Annotated in this window: 12 protein-coding genes and 1 tRNA gene; 7 read left to right on the top strand and 6 right to left on the bottom strand. The window is 41.6% G+C overall.

The features are described from left to right. Positions 1-5 precede the first annotated feature (5 nt). A complete protein-coding gene (gene cysK / locus ACFO6W_RS04550; RefSeq protein WP_379994182.1) occupies positions 6-953 on the bottom strand; it encodes a cysteine synthase A in 948 nt (315 codons plus the stop codon). Positions 954-1,221: 268 nt separating this feature from the next. Beyond that, complete coding sequence (locus ACFO6W_RS04545; RefSeq protein ID WP_379994180.1) at positions 1,222-2,109, bottom strand: helix-turn-helix domain-containing protein; 888 nt, start codon at positions 2,107-2,109, stop codon at positions 1,222-1,224. A gap of 228 nt (positions 2,110-2,337) precedes the next feature. On the opposite strand from ACFO6W_RS04545, the gene ACFO6W_RS04540 reads away from it, so the two are divergent. From ACFO6W_RS04540 to ACFO6W_RS04520, 5 genes are all read left to right on the top strand, one after another. Then, complete coding sequence (locus tag ACFO6W_RS04540; protein WP_379994179.1) at positions 2,338-4,128, top strand: L-fucose isomerase; 1,791 nt, start codon at positions 2,338-2,340, stop codon at positions 4,126-4,128. 8 nt (positions 4,129-4,136) lie between these two features. Then, the gene (locus ACFO6W_RS04535; RefSeq protein WP_291109672.1) at positions 4,137-4,526 is read left to right on the top strand and encodes an L-rhamnose mutarotase; all 390 of its coding nucleotides are present in this window, start codon (positions 4,137-4,139) and stop codon (positions 4,524-4,526) included. Positions 4,527-4,550: 24 nt separating this feature from the next. Then, entirely contained in the window at positions 4,551-5,195 is a 645-nt protein-coding gene (locus tag ACFO6W_RS04530) for a class II aldolase/adducin family protein (protein WP_379994178.1), read from the top strand. A gap of 75 nt (positions 5,196-5,270) precedes the next feature. Then, positions 5,271-6,734, top strand: a complete 1,464-nt coding sequence (locus tag ACFO6W_RS04525) for a rhamnulokinase (RefSeq protein WP_379994177.1) — start codon at positions 5,271-5,273, stop codon at positions 6,732-6,734. Between the two features lie 51 nt (positions 6,735-6,785). Beyond that, positions 6,786-8,015, top strand: a complete 1,230-nt coding sequence (locus ACFO6W_RS04520; protein WP_379994176.1) for a sugar MFS transporter — start codon at positions 6,786-6,788, stop codon at positions 8,013-8,015. Here the strand turns inward: ACFO6W_RS04520 and ACFO6W_RS04515 are convergent. The 3 genes from ACFO6W_RS04515 to ACFO6W_RS04505 form a co-directional block, all read right to left on the bottom strand. Further along, on the bottom strand, positions 8,012-8,356 hold the full coding sequence (locus ACFO6W_RS04515; protein WP_379994175.1) for an MGMT family protein: 345 nt from the start codon (positions 8,354-8,356) through the stop codon (positions 8,012-8,014). The two genes, ACFO6W_RS04520 and ACFO6W_RS04515, sit on opposite strands and share 4 nt — an antisense overlap. 351 nt (positions 8,357-8,707) lie before the next feature. Continuing rightward, on the bottom strand, positions 8,708-10,714 hold the full coding sequence (locus ACFO6W_RS04510) for a glycoside hydrolase family 97 protein (RefSeq protein ID WP_379994174.1): 2,007 nt from the start codon (positions 10,712-10,714) through the stop codon (positions 8,708-8,710). Between the two features lie 39 nt (positions 10,715-10,753). After that, positions 10,754-11,839 (bottom strand): phosphotransferase enzyme family protein, encoded by a 1,086-nt coding sequence (locus ACFO6W_RS04505; RefSeq protein WP_379994173.1) that lies wholly within the window; start codon positions 11,837-11,839, stop codon positions 10,754-10,756. Between the two features lie 386 nt (positions 11,840-12,225). Between ACFO6W_RS04505 and ACFO6W_RS04500 the strand changes: the two genes are divergently transcribed. Then, positions 12,226-12,298: transfer RNA gene (locus ACFO6W_RS04500), tRNA-Lys, on the top strand. Positions 12,299-12,538: 240 nt separating this feature from the next. Beyond that, the gene (locus ACFO6W_RS04495; protein WP_379994172.1) at positions 12,539-13,756 is read left to right on the top strand and encodes a phage integrase SAM-like domain-containing protein; all 1,218 of its coding nucleotides are present in this window, start codon (positions 12,539-12,541) and stop codon (positions 13,754-13,756) included. A 235-nt stretch (positions 13,757-13,991) separates the two neighbouring features. Here ACFO6W_RS04495 and ACFO6W_RS04490 read toward each other — a convergent pair. Beyond that, on the bottom strand, positions 13,992-14,418 hold a 427-nt coding region (locus ACFO6W_RS04490), incomplete at its 5' end, for a (deoxy)nucleoside triphosphate pyrophosphohydrolase (RefSeq protein ID WP_379994171.1).

The raw sequence follows: 14,418 nt of genomic DNA, 5'->3' as shown, positions 1-14,418 counted from the left end.
CATGATTAAAGGGGATACTCCTCGAAGGCATAAAGCACTGTGGATAAGTAGCGCTCGCCTGTATCAGGTAAGATAACAACTATGTTCTTACCTTTATTTTCGGGTTTCTTAGCCAATAAGGATGCTGCATAAGCCGCAGCTCCTGAAGATATTCCCACCAGCAGGCCTTCTTCCCTGGCCAGTTCACGACTTGTGCGTATTGCATCGTCATTGCTTACCTGAATTATTTCATCCACTACGGATGCATCGTATGTTTTAGGGATAAAACCTGCTCCGATACCTTGTATTTTATGTGGTCCGGGCTTACCCCCCGACAATACCGGTGAGTCGGTAGGTTCAACAGCCACAATCTTTACATTCGGATTGTATTTCTTCAATGCTTCTCCTACTCCGCTTATTGTTCCGCCTGTACCTACTCCGGATACAAAAATATCCACTTTTCCATCTGTGTCACGCCAGATCTCTTCGGCTGTGGTCCGTTTGTGTACAGCAGGATTAGCAGGATTAGCAAATTGTTGCAGGATTACAGCTTTCGGATTTTCTTTTTGCAGTTCCTCAGCTTTTGCGATAGCTCCTTTCATGCCTTCGGGGCCCGGAGTCAGAACGATATTTGCGCCTAATGCTTTCAGCAAATTGCGACGTTCGATACTCATCGTTTCCGGCATTGTAAGTGTCAGCTTATAGCCCTTGGCCGCTGCCACAAATGCAAGCCCTATCCCGGTATTACCGCTGGTAGGTTCTATCAGTTCACTGTCAGGCTTTAGAATACCCGATGCCTCCGCATCTTCTACCATCGCGTTGGCAATACGGTCTTTTACGCTGGATGCCGGATTAAAATATTCCAGTTTTCCAATTACAGGGGCTCCAAGCCCGTGCTTTTTATTATAGTTCGAAAGCTCCAATAATGGAGTGTTACCAATAAGGTCTGTTAATTTTTTAGCAATTTTTCCCATAAGATTATAATTTTAATATCTGATTTTCAATGATACAAAGTTAAATGGTATTCTGCATTTCTGAAATCGCTAAAGTAAGGTATTTTCATACCATAAATATGGTATATTTCAGATTAAATAGATTCCGGGTGAGTAATAACAGTACATGGCCCAAATTTCATAGGTTCGTATAATCTATTTGTTCTGTAATCCTTACAGGGCGTTTAACCTGTTCGCTGATTCCCGCCCAAGGTGTTGTTATTGAAAACGACCTGAGGTGAAGGAATTGTTAATCTCTGACATTTCCGAAAGCCTGCTGTTTATTATATTCATTCCTATATTCGGTAGGGGTTTTACCGGTATGATGCTTAAATATCCGGTTGAAGTATGAAATATTGTCTATTGCCAGTTCGAGAGCAATATCCCTGATGGAGATACTGGTAGTAAGCAACAGGAGTTGAGCCTTTTCTATCTTTTTCAGGTTTATATATTTCAACGGAGTACATTTCATTTCTTTTTTAAATATCCGGATAAAATGGTCTTTGGTTATACAGGCTATATCTGCCAGCCGGTCTATAGATATATCTTTGTCTGTATTTTCATGGATGTATTTTAATCCGCTGATTATCCGGCTGTCCTTATTATCCGATTTAACTTTGGCCATTTCGAAAAATTTAGCCATCAGCTGGTATAATATGCCTTGCGTTTCGATGATAGAATGCCTGGGTATCTTGTTGTTGTCGGCGATATACTGCGAAAAATTCGGGAAATTGTCGTATAACTCAGGGTCGAAATTTCTTAAATGGCGTTCAGGGTTAATCTTTAGTAATCTCTCGGTCAGCATCAAATCCAATGATTCAGCTTTTATCCCTACCGGGAAATCATATTTGTCGAACACCGATTCTTTATTTATTGCTTTTTCATAGAAATGGATGTAATATAGCGAGAAATAGCCGTCGCATTCATCATTGTGCAGGGTAAAAGGCGGTGTCAGGTAGATATGATCCGGTTTTAGGGTATATAGTTTGCCCCCAATCCTTGTACGTGCTTCTCCCCCTTTCACATAATATATTCTGGCAAAAGGGCTATAGATATTTTTCCAGTTCCAGTTTGCATTGAGCTCAGAGTAGCCAATATTGAGGAGTATAAAATCCAGGTTTTCGGTAGAGGTATGCATAAGGTGTATCGCTTTTATGTTATCTTAATAAATTGTAAATATACTTATTTATAATATATAGCAAATTATTTTAAATACTATATATCGATATTGTATCATCTATTCATCGAAAAAGTGAAAGTGATTCTTGTCTTTTATCCCTAATTTCGCTTCGTAACCTGAATTAGTCTTCTTTGAAAGGAAGCGACAAAGATATACCGAACAAATATTTTAATCTAAATCGATATCATGACAACAAAAAGATTTCAGGGCCAATGGCCAAAAATTGGTATCCGTCCAACTATCGACGGCCGTATGGGTGGTGTACGTGAATCACTCGAAACCCAAACAATGAACATGGCGAAAAGCGTAGTCTCCTTATTGACCTCAACGCTGAAATATCCCGATGGTTCTTCGGTAGAATGCGTTATCGCAGATTCAACTATCGGCCGTGTCGCTGAAAGCGCCGCTTGTGCCGAGAAATTCCGTAAAGAAGGTGTCGGTGTTACCATTACTGTTACTCCATGCTGGTGCTATGGTAGTGAAACGATGGATATGGAACAACACACGGTAAAAGCTGTCTGGGGATTCAATGGAACGGAACGCCCCGGAGCGGTATATCTTGCGGCGGTATTAGCCGGACACGCACAAAAAGGATTGCCCGCATTCGGCATCTATGGACGTGACGTCCAGGATGCAGGAACAACGGAGATCCCTGCCGATGTGAAAGAAAAATTACTTCGTTTTGCAAAAGCAGGTCTGGCTGTAGCTACCATGCGGGGTAAATCGTATTTGTCTATCGGTGCGGTTTGCATGGGTATCGCGGGTTCTATCGTGAATACCGATTTCTTCGAAGATTATCTGGGTATGCGCTGTGAAGGGGTAGACGAAGTGGAAATTATCCGCCGTATGACCGAGGGTATATACGATAAGGATGAATATCAGAAAGCGCTGGCTTGGGCAAAAGCTAACTGCAAGGAAGGCGAAGATAATATCAACCGGGCCGATCTGAAGAAAGATCAGGCCGGAAGGGATAAAGACTGGGAATTTATTGTGAAGATGACATTAATAGTGCGGGATCTGATGATCGGTAATCCGAAGCTGAAAGAAATGGGATTCGGCGAAGAGGCTCTGGGGCACAATGCGATTGCTGCGGGATTTCAGGGGCAACGCCAGTGGACGGATTTTTACGCGAACGGCGATTTTACCGAAGCAATTCTGAATTCATCTTTCGACTGGACCGGAATCCGCTCTCCTTATATATTAGCTACCGAAAATGATGCACTGAACGGCACAGCTATGTTATTTGGCTATTTACTGACCAATACGGCACAGATATTTGCAGACGTACGGACATACTGGAGCCCCGAAGCTGTGGAGCGTGTAACCGGAAAGAAACTGGAAGGGCTGGCCTCCGCGGGAATGATTCACCTGATTAATTCGGGTGCGGCAACTCTGGATGGCAGCGGATGTCAGAACGATAAGGATGGAAAACCTACGATGAAGCCATTCTGGAATATTACAGAGGCGGAAGCAAAAGCCTGTCTGGATGCGACAACATGGATGCCGGCCAACCGTGAATATTTCAGAGGGGGAGGCTTTTCTTCCAAATTCCTGACACGTGGGGGCATGCCTTGTACAATGGTTCGCCTGAATCTGGTAAAGGGTTTAGGCCCTGTATTGCAAATCGCCGAAGGCTGGACAGTAGATCTGGACCCGGCAGTGCACAAAATACTCGATGAACGCACCGATAAGGGCTGGCCTACAACATGGTTTGTCCCTCGCCTGACAGATGATTCTAATTTTAAAGATGTATATTCGGTGATGAACAACTGGGGGGCTAATCATGGATCTATCAGCTGCGGGCATATCGGAGCCGATCTGATTACATTAGCTTCTATGCTTCGCATCCCTGTTTGCATGCATAACGTAAGCTCTGACGACATTTACCGTCCGTCTTCATGGAACGCGTTCGGTATGGATAAAGAAAGTGCTGATTACCGGGCGTGCCAGACATACGGCCCTCTTTATAAGAAATAAAAAGAATAATGAAAGACCTGAAAGAAGGGTATAAAAAAGAACCGGCAGGGGCGACAAAACGCTTCTGCCAGTTCCTGAAACTGAGTCCGGATACCTTAGAACAATATAAATATTGGCATAACAGCCATAATATATGGAAGGAAATTCCTCTGGGCATCCGTAAGGCGGGCATTCTGGATATGGAGATCTATATGATAAATGATATAGCCTTCATGTTATTGGAAACAGCTCCCGATTTCGACTGGGATGCTTCTTTCGGTAAACTGGCTACATACGAAAGACAAACCGAATGGGAAGAATTTGTATCTCAGTTCCAGATAGTGGGAGAAGGGCAACGTTCGGAAGAAAAATGGCAGCTTGCAGAGCGCATATTTTCCCTTACGGACGCCCTGAAGTAATCCTTATATAAACTAAATATTAAAATGATAACAAAAGAACATATTGCAAAATTTATAGAACAGGCTCATCGTGTCGGAAAAGAGCGATTGCAGCTTTGCAGCAGCGGCAATCTTTCGTGGCGTGTGGAAGAGCATACAGCATTGGTATCGGGTACAGGATCATGGCTTCCACGTCTGGCAGAAGAAAATGTAGCCATATGTGATATATCAACAGGATTGAGGATAGATGGCCCGAAGCCCTCTATGGAAAGTGTCTTTCATCTTGGGGTATTACGGGAGCGTAAAGACATGAACGTGGTTCTTCATTTCCAGTCGGAATATGCCACAATTGTTTCATGTATGAAGAAGAAACCTGAGAATTTCAATGTCGTGGCCGAAGTTCCCTGCTATTGCGGCCGTGAAATTCCGGTGATACCCTATTTCCGTCCCGGCTCTAAAGAATTGGCGGATGCTGTGACAAACGCCCTGAGAGAGCATGACTGCGTATTGATGAACAAGCATGGCCAGGCAGTTTGCGGAAAAGATTTCGATGATGCCTTCCAGAAGGCGGTCTTTTTTGAATTTGCCTGCGGTATAATTGTGCGTGCAGGTGAAGGCAATTATCAGACTTTGAGCGATGAAGAAATCCGTGATTTGGAGGTCTATATCCTGGGAAAAGCAGGATCATAATAGTTATGAGTTATAAGTGTTGCACTATTTGCTAATTAATTGGCACATTGCATATTAATCAATTAGATCATTATCATGGCATATCTGGCTTTAGACCTTGGCGCAGGAAGTGGCAGGGCGATTGTCGGTTTCATTGAAAACGGGAAGGTTCATTTAGATGAAGTCCATCGTTTCAGCAATCCTCCCACCGGATTGGGAGATACGCTTTATTGGGATTTCCTGTCACTTTTCTCAAACATAAAAGAGGGTATCCGGTTAGCCGTAAAAAAAGGCTATACGTTGGAAGGCATCGCAATAGATACCTGGGGTGTCGATTTCGGGCTGATAGACAAATCGGGTCATTTACTATCCAATCCCGTTTGCTATCGCGATCGCCGTACCGAAGGCATGTCTGCCGTAGCTTCCGGATCTGTATCTGCAGAAGAGCTGTATGCAATTACGGGAATTCAGCAGATGGAAATAAACTCCGTTTTCCAGCTTTTAAGTCTTAAACAAAAAGAAGACCCGGTATTGTCAATCGCCGGTAAATTGCTGTTTACTCCCGATCTCATCAATTATTTCCTTACGGGAGTCGCCTGTAATGAATATACTATAGCTTCTACGTCCCAATTATTAGACGCACGGACACGACATTGGAGTAAAGCTGTCTTTGATAAACTGGATTTACCGTACCGATTGATGGGAAATATCATATATCCCTGCAATCTTATTGGCAAGCTAAGGAATGAAATTGCGGAAGAAACAGGTGCTGACGGTATTAACGTATTTTCAGTCGGTTCGCACGATACGGCCAGCGCTATAGCCGCTATTCCGGCGAATGGTAAAGATTGGGCATTCCTGAGTTCGGGGACATGGTCCCTGTTGGGTGTGACAACAGACAGACCTGTCCTTACGGAAGAAGCCCGGAAAAATGACTTCACAAATGAGGGAGGTGTAGACGATAAGATTCTCTTTATGCGAAATATTACAGGGCTCTGGCTTTTGCAAAGACTGATCGACGAATGGGAGAAGGCCGGCGAAGAATGTGCGTATGCCCATTTGTTTTCCGAGTGTAATAATGCCGAACCTTTTCGCAGTATTATAAACAGTGATAATCCTGCGTTCACCCATCCCGCTTCCATGACGGAGGCTATCCGGGAATACTGCCGGAATACCGGTCAGGCTATTCCCGTATCGAAAGGGGCACTGGTACGCTGCGTACTGGAATCCCTTGCCGTTAAATATTATTTTGTAATGGCCCGGTTGCAGGAATGCACAGGTTTGGAAATAAAACATATCTTTGTGGTGGGAGGCGGAAGCCGCAACGAGTTACTGAATCAATACATAGCCGATGCATTGAATATGGAGGTGATAACAGGCCTCACAGAAGCAACGGCAGTAGGAAATATTATTCAGCAGGCTATAGCCGGCAAACAAATACAGGACTTGAAAGAAGGACATAATATTATAAAAAACAGTTTTGAGCAAAAAATATATTATCCCGCTAACACAAAAAAATGGACTGATGCAATAACTGAAAAAAAACAACTGTTCCAATAAATTTTAATCAACTTAACCTTTTTAATATCAATACATACCATGCAAAATAATATGAAGAACAATTCTATGTTCAGGGGAAAAGATGGCCAGAACTACCTGTTCCCGTTTATACTTGTTACCAGTTTGTTTTTTCTCTGGGGATTTGCGCATGCATTATTGGATGTGTTAAACGCGCATTTTCAGGAAATATTGCAAATATCCAAAGCGCGCTCGGCGTTGGTGCAGTTTGCCCTCTATGGCGGTTATTTTGTGATGGGTATTCCTGCCGGGCTGATAATTAAAAGATACGGGTATAAGAAAGGAATTGTTTTCGGGTTATTGGTCTTCGCTATCGGAGCTTTTCTTTTCTATCCGGCGACGTTAATCAAGGCATTCTTTCCTTTCCTCATAGCGCTGTTTGTCATTGCCTGTGGGCTGACCTGCCTCGAAACCGCGGCTAATCCTTATACAACGGTTTTAGGGCCGGCCAGATCGGGGGCAAGGCGTATCAATCTGGCTCAATCCTTTAATGGCCTGGGCTGGATATTAGGTCCTCTGGTGGGAGGATTACTTATTTTCTCGGATAAAGGCGATCCTTTTTCCGCATTAGCTACGCCTTATATAGGCATCGGCGTGGTTGTATTGCTTATTGCCGTATTGTTTATACGCACCCCTTTGCCTCAAATAGCGGCAGGAGATACGGAGTCATCCGGAAGTGCTGTATCCGCGGATACCAAAAGCCGTTACAAAGACCTGTTGAAACATCCCCTTTTTATATTCGCTGTGGTGGCCCAGTTCTTCTATGTGGCGGGACAGACAGGTATAGGCAGTTTTTTTATCAATTATGTGATTGAAGTACGCCCCGATATATCCCATCTGGAGGCTTCCCAGATACTTGCATTCGGCGGGATGGGTATGTTTATGGTCGGCCGTATATCGGGAAGTTACATGATGAAATTCTTTAATCCCAAGAGGCTGCTGGCAATATATGCTTCAATGAATATTTTGTTGATGGTTGTCGTGGTTATGGGATTGGGTATGATATCGGTGGTCTGTCTGTTTGCTTCATATTTCTTTATGTCTATCATGTACCCTACGATCTTTGCGATAGGTATAAGCGGATTGAAAGAAAATACGGAAAAAGGCTCTTCCCTTATTGTTATGGCTGTGGCCGGAGGTGCTGTTATCCCCATGCTGATGGGGCGTATAGCCGATTTGTATTCTATGGCTGCCGGATTTGTAATTCCGTTGGTTTGCTTTGCCGTGATATTAGCTTTCGGAGTAAGTAAGTTGAAGAATTAAAGGTTTATCTCTTTCACCGGGTTCCAGAATACGGCTTTCCAGTTTTTTATCCTGTCATTGACCACAGTGATTCCTTCGGCTTCGAGTAGCCTCTGCATTTCACCCGAATTGCCGAAAGCTTCTTTGGCCGATAATACCCCGCTGCTATTGACTACACGGTGGGCAGGAATACCGCTTTTAGCGGAGTCGCATTGTCCCATAACACGCCCTACCATCCTCGACATATTGGGATGGCTGATGGCTTTGGCTATGGCTCCATAGCTGGTTGCCCGCCCGTAAGGTATCATTCTGACAATCTCATAGACGGCTCCGGTGAAATCTTCTTTATCGAGTTTAGGCATGGTTTGATATTTATACAAATATAAGATTAAAAACGGATAGATTAATGGTGATGTTTTGATAAGAAGTTTATCTATATAGTAAGCTGTTAGCGGTTGGCTGATAGCTGATAGTTCTTTGAAGTATTGATTAAAGTAGTTACGAGTTTGCCTCGCCTTCGCTTCGGCGAATGTTATTTCTTCGCCCTGCGGGCAGTTACAAGTTAGTTCACTGTTTACTGCTTACTGTTAACTGAAATATGTGTTACCTTTTTTAAGATAAAGATGGCATGGGCTTTTCCGCCCCCTCAAACATTAAAGGAAACAGGGGCGTCGTATTATGACCACCCCTGCAAACAGTTTATATTTGTGTGCTTACTTTCTTGTTATTTTTATTACATAACCTCCACCAGGAGCCATAGATACCGGTAATTTTTTATTTGACGGAATATCTATTGTTTCTTTCTTGTAGTCGCGGGCGGCACGGTCGGCATTTATCCCGTCTTTGAATACTTCACCTTTGAAGTTGCCTTCCCCTAAGAAAGACAGATCAAGTTCCATGCTACGGGCATCCCAGTTAGTCATGGCGCCTACATACCAGATGTTACCTTTTTGGCGGGCGATGGATACACATTTTCCGATTTCCCCGTCCAATGAGATAGTGTTATCCCATACGGTGGGTACGGCTGCGATAAACTTTGTACATTCCGGCTCTGACATGTAGTTGGACGGACTATCGCATAGCATGTTCAGAGGTGATTCGAATATGATGTATTCGGCCAATTGACGGCAGCGTGTGCCCTGACTCATGGCTTCGTTATACACATTCCTGTAATTACCTTTTGTCGCATTACGCATTGCGCCTTGTGTATAGTCCATCGGACCTGCTACCTGCCGGATGAATGGAATAGTAACATCATAGGTAACCTGATCGAGTTCGGGACCTGACCATTTCAACTGCTCCAGCCCATTAACCCCTTCAAAGTTGATTACATTCGGATAGGTACGTTGCAATCCGGTTGGCTTATATGTACCGTGGAAATCTATAAGTACTTTGTATTTAGCTCCCATTTCAGCTGCCCGGCGGTGAAAGTCTACCATGATCTGGTCATCCCTATCCATAAAGTCAACTTTAAATCCTTTGATGCCCATCTCGCTGTAGTGCTTGCAAACCTTCTCCAAGTCCCTGTCGAAAGCATGATATCCGGCCCACAGGATAAGGTCTACATTCTTGGCTTTGGCATAACTGACCAGTTCCGGAAGGTTGATCTCAGGTATTACCTGAAACAGATCGGCTTTTTTGTTGACAGCCCATCCTTCGTCAAGGATTACATATTCAATGCCGTATTCAGATGCAAAATCAATATAGTATTTGTATGTCTCGTTGTTTATACCCGCACGGAAGTCAACACTATACAGGTTCCAGTCGTTCCACCAGTCCCAGGCGACTTTTCCGGGTTTTACCCAAGAATAATCCCCTTGGGAGGGTGTTGCAAGTTTGTATACCATATCACTGTCGGCGAGTTCCGAATCTTTTTCGGCAACAATAACCACTCTCCAGGGGAAGTTTGCCGGGCCATCGGATTTTGCTATAAATGATTCGCGGGAACCGACTAATATCTGGAGTTCGTTATGTCCTCCCTGACGGGTATCTTTGGGGTATGGAGCGAAAACACCCTTCAATCCGTTTGCTGTTTCACGCGGATACAGAAACATTCCCGGATAATTCATCAGGTCAGCTTCTGTGATGCAAACCTTTTTTCCTTTCGCTCCTTCAACTACTAGCGGTGAAATCCCAAGGCGCTTTTTGTTCCATGCAGATAGAGCTATATTGTGATACGGCTGCTCGAATGAGTTAGAAAACTGGTTCTCAAGAGGCGTGGTTTCCGGTTTGTTGGCATAGGCAACAAATACTTTCACGTCAGCAGGGAAGTTAAACTCAGCTTGTTCATTCTCTATAATGAACGGCTTCTTCGAAGTAGAGACAAAGCGATAAGCAATACCATCGTTGTAGGCCCGGAATATAATATTGTAATCACCTTTGAACTTTAGAGCAAGTTCATTGTAGTTGTCCGTGATCTTATTGCGTTTATAAACAGAGGCGTCAATGGTTTGATTTACAGCTTTTACGGATGATCCGGATAGCCTGGCATTAATACCAAAGGCACTACCATCAGCCAAGGTCATGGAAACAGACGATTTGGAAAGTATCAAGTCTCCTTCGTGAGATACGGAATATTCGACTGTTTTACCTACGCTGATGCTGGTTTCCAGCTTGCCATTGGGAGATTTCAGCGTGAATTGTTTTTGGGCGGTAACTGTCATTGTATAACAGAATAAAAGGCAGGATAAAGAAAAGATTACCAGATTGTTTTTTCTCATTATTAGTTATATTTGAAGGTTTATTATCCAATTTATATGCTATCCTTTCAGATTAGAAACAAGCCTGTTCACGGTTTCACACATTTTGCCGTAGTTCTCTTCCATCGACTGTAGTAATTTATATTGGGCATGTGTGCGTACCAGGTTATGGGTGTTATTCTTCACTTTGTAATAGTTATCACCGTCAATGTAATCCATGAGGAAGCGGAGAACCTGTTCGAAGGTAATGTATTTGGCGGAAAAGGCTAAATTCTCTGTTTCAGCCGGAGTAAGGAACGTAATTGCTTCGGATAGGTAGCCTGCTGTGTACCCTTCGAAGATATCCATCTTGATATATACGTTATCCGGATTCTCATCGTCTTCTTTGCCGGCATTGGTATATGAACGGATAGCATCTCCATAGTCATTGAGGCACATACTGCTCAGTACTGTATCCAGGTCTATCACACACAATACATTGCCCTGTTTGTCGAACAATATATTGCTGATCTTGGTATCATTGTGGGTAACCCGCACCGGAAGTTCACCACTTTCGAATTTGTTCCATAAAGCAAGCATTTCGTCACGACGGCTCTCTATCCATTCTATTTCTTTTAGCACCTTCTTTTTGCGTCCTGCCGGATCTTTCATCAATATTTCATTCCATTGCTGAAAACGGAATTTCATATTGTGAAAACCAGGCAATATATCGGCCAACGGCTCTTTCATATCAGCAAGCAAGGCTTGGAACTTGCCGATTCCTCTTCCTCCTTGCGCTGCTAACTCCGGGGAATCTGCGTATTCATAAGCAATTGTATTATCGATGAATAAACATGCAGCCCAATATTCTCCATCTTCATCCAGATAATATAGCTTATTGTCTGTTGTAGGAGTTATCGTAAGGGCTTCACGCAAAGGGTCTCCTCCTTGTCTTATAATCTTTTCTTTTAGGTGGGTGGTCACTTTATGGATGTTATCCATCATGGCAGGAATATCTTTGAAGATATTCTTGTTTTTCTTTTGGAGTATATAATCCGGATTATCTCCTACAGTTTCTACGAAAAAAGTATCGTTGATAAGCCCTTCGCCTAAAGGTCGTATTTCCTTTACAGGCCCGTCGAAAGCAAAGTGTTTTTCTATAGTCATCGGTTAAAGGTGTTTATTTAAGATATATAATACCGGATGCATTTGGTTTAAAGGATATAACGAAGATAGAGGTTTCATTTATATTAACATCCATTTTTTTGTATTTTTTCGAAATAGAATTATCTATATGATGTGTGTATCCCAAGAATGGATTTCATAAAAATAACTTTAAATCAGAATGAGCAATAAAATAAAATATAAAAAAAGGCTTTTTTTAGTTCGAATGTATAATTAATGGTAATTTTCTATATATAAGATTATTATAGTTCTTTTCTGTAAGAATAAAAGCGGCCGGATATCTTATACTGTGCATTTTTTGGAAATATAAATTTGGATAATAAATTTTTTCTACTACCTTTGCACTCGCTTTAATAAAGCAACAGGGAGATTCCGTAGCTCAGCAGGTAGAGCACATCACTTTTAATGATGGGGTCCTGGGTTCGAGCCCCAGCGGGATCACTAGCAAATGATGCAAAAAGAAGTAAAACCTTGATTTTCAGTAGAAAGTCAAGGTTTTTTCTTTTGTCCAAATAGGCAGAAAAGGGCAATTTACGACAGTATATACATGCCTAAATCGTGGACAAATAAGCGTGCGAAAAATGGTCCACGATTTTGATCATTAGTCATTATTTGTCAGCAACTTACCTCATGACTACTTGATGGTTTAAACGTAATTTTAACCACAAAAAAAGTAGTAAAATGAAACAAAAATCCTTCCATGTTTTATTCTTTCTCAAAAAGAATAAAATCAAAGCAAACGGAGAAGCCCCTATCGCCATGAGAATCACTGTAGATAAGCGATTCTGTGAAATGTTTATCCGAAGAAGTGCATTAGTAGAGAATTGGGATCAGACCAAAGGAAAGCTTAAAACCAAAGACAATCTATCAACCGAGATCAATATGTATATTGATACGGTCAGAGCTAAAGTTCAGAATATCCATAGGCAACTCGAAGCCGACAATTTCGAAATATCCGCAAAAGAAATCTGTAATCGATTTTGTGGTGTTGAAGAAAAGCACAAAACTCTTATTGACGTTTTTGAGGAGCATAATAAAGAGATCAAGCAATTACAAGGCAAAGGTTATGCTCAAAAGACAATTATCCGCTTCGAAGGTACAGTAAGATATTTGAAGGAGTTCCTAAAGAAAGAGTACAAGAAGTCCGATATCAATCTAAAGGATGTTGATTTACCCTTCATTCAGAAATTTGATACCTTTCTAAAAGCAGAGAAGAATTGTGCTCAGAATACAGCTATCACCCGATTAAAGCAAGTAAAGAAGATTATGCGTATTGCTTATTCCAATGACTGGATTCAGAAAGACCCTTTTATGACTTATCGATTCAAGTTTGAGGAAACGAATATTGAGTTCCTAACACAAGAAGAATTGAATTCCATCATTCAGAAGGATTTCTCTATTGAAAGACTAAGCACAGTCAAAGATATTTTTCTCTTCCAATGCTTTACAGGATTGGCATTTTCGGATATTGAGCAACTAAAGTCTGAACATTTGGTAAAGGACAATAATGGCTCACTGTGGATTCGCAAAAACCGACAAAAGACCAATAATATGTGTAATATCCCTCTTATTACAGCAGCAAAGATGCTTATAGATAAATATGCGAACCATCCTGAGTGTATTGAAAAGAATGTATTATTTCCTGTACCTACTAATCAACGCATGAATTCTTATTTGAAGGAAATTGCCGATTCGTGTGGAATTACAAAGAAACTTAGCACTCACGTAGCCCGACATACAGCGGCAACAATTGTATTTTTAGCGAACAAAGTATCGTTGGAAAATGTAGCTAAAATACTTGGGCATTCCAATGTTCGCACAACCCAGCATTATGCAAAAGTATTGGATAGTTCTATAATGAGGGATATTCAAGAGGTAGATAAGAAATTCTCGCTCTAACTCTCTTTTCTTTCATCTGAACACAAATGTATTATAAGAGAATAATTTAATCAAGGTCTAGCTCTCCGAGTTTGAATAAATAATCTTCCTTTCTGCGAAAGTGTATTATTTATCAAAACCTTGCTTTTATTATTCTCTTTTTAAATGGGGTGTTTATCAGTTGAAAAGAAAAATAATATTGAAAGAATCTATAATGTTCAAATACAATACATTAGACTCTTTTGTTCTAATATATTTATCTATTAGATATTCTTTGAACAATTGGTAAGTCTGCGTCTGCCCAATCTAAATCGAAAAGTTCATCTATACTACACCACTTTATAGCATGATGTTCTTTTCGTAAAATATTACCGTCTATTATATTACAATAATAGGCCGTTAAATTAATAATTGCGAAGTCGTATTCATGTTTGACCTCCACAGCATGATCTTTTATTATAATTGTACACCCTAGTTCTTCTTTTATTTCACGAATGAGGGCCTCTTCTTTAGTTTCAGCTACTTCAACCTTACCTCCTGGAAATTCCCATTTATAAGGTAAGTATTTTACATTCCCCCTTTGAGTGCATAGTATTTTGTCTTCTTTTGCTATTATTGCTGCTACTGGAAAATCCAGTGAGCGTTGCCCCCTCGTGCCAAATCTAAATTGACCCCTGAAAAAA

The sequence above is a fragment of the Dysgonomonas termitidis genome, from assembly GCF_042654545.1.
Classification (GTDB): Bacteria; Bacteroidota; Bacteroidia; order Bacteroidales; family Dysgonomonadaceae; genus Dysgonomonas; species Dysgonomonas termitidis.
Note: the sequence above shows the minus strand (reverse complement) of the source record. Positions and strands in the feature narration are given on the sequence as shown.

Bases quoted from the DNA above. Each gene is read 5' to 3' on its own strand.
- ACFO6W_RS04515 (WP_379994175.1), bottom strand. From the start codon at position 8,356: ATGCCTAAACTCGATAAAGAAGATTTCACCGGAGCCGTCTATGAGATT.
- ACFO6W_RS04495 (WP_379994172.1), top strand. From the start codon at position 12,539: ATGAAACAAAAATCCTTCCATGTTTTATTCTTTCTCAAAAAGAATAAA.
- ACFO6W_RS04545 (WP_379994180.1), bottom strand. From the start codon at position 2,109: ATGCATACCTCTACCGAAAACCTGGATTTTATACTCCTCAATATTGGC.
- cysK (WP_379994182.1), bottom strand. From the start codon at position 953: ATGGGAAAAATTGCTAAAAAATTAACAGACCTTATTGGTAACACTCCA.
- ACFO6W_RS04505 (WP_379994173.1), bottom strand. From the start codon at position 11,839: ATGACTATAGAAAAACACTTTGCTTTCGACGGGCCTGTAAAGGAAATA.
- ACFO6W_RS04510 (WP_379994174.1), bottom strand. From the start codon at position 10,714: ATGAGAAAAAACAATCTGGTAATCTTTTCTTTATCCTGCCTTTTATTC.
- ACFO6W_RS04540 (WP_379994179.1), top strand. From the start codon at position 2,338: ATGACAACAAAAAGATTTCAGGGCCAATGGCCAAAAATTGGTATCCGT.
- ACFO6W_RS04525 (WP_379994177.1), top strand. From the start codon at position 5,271: ATGGCATATCTGGCTTTAGACCTTGGCGCAGGAAGTGGCAGGGCGATT.
- ACFO6W_RS04520 (WP_379994176.1), top strand. From the start codon at position 6,786: ATGAAGAACAATTCTATGTTCAGGGGAAAAGATGGCCAGAACTACCTG.
- ACFO6W_RS04535 (WP_291109672.1), top strand. From the start codon at position 4,137: ATGAAAGACCTGAAAGAAGGGTATAAAAAAGAACCGGCAGGGGCGACA.
- ACFO6W_RS04530 (WP_379994178.1), top strand. From the start codon at position 4,551: ATGATAACAAAAGAACATATTGCAAAATTTATAGAACAGGCTCATCGT.